The 2,041-nt window shown below is 71.7% G+C and carries 2 protein-coding genes; one reads left to right on the top strand and one right to left on the bottom strand.

Going from position 1 to position 2,041, the window contains the following annotated elements; genetic code table 11:
- The coding region (locus AB8Z36_RS38585; RefSeq protein ID WP_369218028.1) for an RNA-binding S4 domain-containing protein at positions 1–361 on the bottom strand (361 nt) is incomplete at its 3' end.
- Positions 362–515: 154 nt separating this feature from the next.
- On the opposite strand from AB8Z36_RS38585, the gene AB8Z36_RS38580 reads away from it, so the two are divergent.
- Entirely contained in the window at positions 516–2,018 is a 1,503-nt protein-coding gene (locus tag AB8Z36_RS38580; RefSeq protein WP_369218027.1) for a YfcC family protein, read from the top strand.
- Positions 2,019–2,041 lie beyond the last annotated feature (23 nt).

Raw genomic sequence — 2,041 nt, 5'->3', positions numbered from 1 at the left:
TCGTGGGGCGGCCCGTGCCTCGGTCGCGGATGCCCGCGGGGGCGGTGGCCTCGCGGGGCGGAGGCGGCGGGGAGTTGTCGACGTAGCACTCCACGGCGACCGGGGCGCCGACGCGCTTGCGGATGAGGCGCTTGACGACCACGATCCGCTCGCGGTTGCCCGCCTGCCGCAGCCGCACCTCATCGCCCACACGCACGCCGTACGCGGGTTTCACGCGCTCTCCGTTGACCCGGACATGGCCGCCCTTGCAGGCGGCGGCGCCCGAGGAGCGCGTCTTGGTGAGGCGGACCGACCAGATCCAGCTGTCCACGCGCACCATGCCCTCGCCGCTCTGCGCGCCGCCCGAAGTCTCCGAAGCCATGCACCGACCTTAGACCGGGCCCGACGCGGCGGGCCCGGTCCCCCGGCGAGCCGTCCGATATCCGCCATCCCGGGCCATCGATAATGGGCCGCTGACATTTCGGCTCATTCGCGGCGGAACGGCGCGAAACCGTACGACTCCAGGGATGCTGCCCATGAGCAAGCGGAGCAAGCGGAAGTTCACCTTCCCCAGTGCGCTGACCGTCCTCGCCGTCGTCACCGTCGCCGTCTGGCTGCTCGCCTTCCTGATCCCGTCCGGACAGTACGCGCGCGACGCGGCGGGCGCGCCCAAGGAGGGCACCTACCACCGCGTCGACTCCGGGCAGTCCTTCGTGGACCGGCTGAACGACCTCTTCCTCTCCCCGGTCAACGGCCTCTACGGCATCCAGGACGAGAAGACCTCCCTGGTCGCGCCGGACAACGCGGGCTCGCTGTACGGCAGCGCGGGGGTCTTCCTGTTCGTGCTCGCCATCGGGGCGTTCATCACCGTCGTCTTCGCCACCGGCGCTCTCGACCGCGGCATCGGCCGGCTCGCGCACCGGCTGCGCGAGCGCGGGGCGCTGCTCATCGCCGGTGTCATGGCCGTCTTCTCCGTGCTCGGCACGGTCGAGGGCTTCGCCGAGGAGACGCTCGGGTTCTACGGGCTGATCGTGCCGCTGATGCTCGCCCTCGGCTACGACCGCATGACCGCGGTCGGCGTCATCATCCCCGGCGCGGGCGTCGGCGTCCTGTGCTCCACGGTGAACCCCTTCGCGACGGGCGTGGCCTCCTCCGCCGCCGGGATCTCCCTCGGCGACGGGATCGTCCTCCGCTTCGCCATGTGGATCGTGCTGACCGGGGTCACGGTCGCGTACGTCATCCGGTACGCCGGGCGCGTCCGGCGCGATCCTGAGCGCTCCCTCTCCGGGTTCCTGCCCGGCGACCGCGACCGCGACCGGGCGGCGCGGGGCGCCGAGGAGGTGCCGGGGCTGACCCGTACGCACCAGGCCGTGCTCGTCGTCACGGCGCTCGTCTTCGCCTTCATGATCTTCTCGGTGGTGCCCTGGTCGAGCGCGCTCACCGGCCGCGCCGACGCCACCCCCTACGGCTTCGAACTGGGCTGGTCCTTCCCGCAGCTCGCGGCCCTCTTCCTGGTCGCGGCGGTCCTCGTGGGCGTCGTCGCGCGCATGGGCGAACAGCGGCTCAGCTCGACGGTCGTGCAGGGCGCGGCCGACTTCGTCTCGCCCGCCCTGGTCATCCTGCTGGCCCGCGGCGTCACGACGATCATGAACAACTCGAAGATCACGGACACCGTGCTGCACTCCATCGAGGGTGTGGTGAAGGGGACGTCATCGGCGCTCTTCGCGGTGATCGTCTTCCTCGTGAATCTGCCGCTCGCCTTCCTCATCCCCTCCACCTCCGGCCACGCCACGCTCGCCATGCCGATCCTCGCCCCGCTCGCCGACTTCGCCGGTGTCCCGCGCGCGGTCGCCGTCACGGCCTGGCAGGCGGCCAGCGGCTGGATGAACCTGTGGGTGCCGACGACGGCCGTCACGATCGGCGGCGTGGCCCTCGCCAAGGTCGGCTACGACGCGTACCTGCGGTTCGTCTGGCCGCTGCTCGCCGTGCTCGCCCTGCTGATCTGCGTTTTCCTGGGCCTGGGAGCCGCGCTGAGCTGAGCGTGGGCGGGTAGGCGGCGGAG

It is taken from the genome of Streptomyces flavofungini (assembly GCF_041028215.1).
GTDB lineage: Bacteria > Actinomycetota > Actinomycetes > Streptomycetales > Streptomycetaceae > Streptomyces > Streptomyces flavofungini_B.
The sequence above is the reverse complement of the archived record's forward strand: the minus strand, read 5'-3'. Positions and strand labels throughout refer to the sequence as shown.

Bases quoted from the DNA above. Each gene is read 5' to 3' on its own strand.
- AB8Z36_RS38580 (WP_369218027.1), top strand. From the start codon at position 516: ATGAGCAAGCGGAGCAAGCGGAAGTTCACCTTCCCCAGTGCGCTGACC.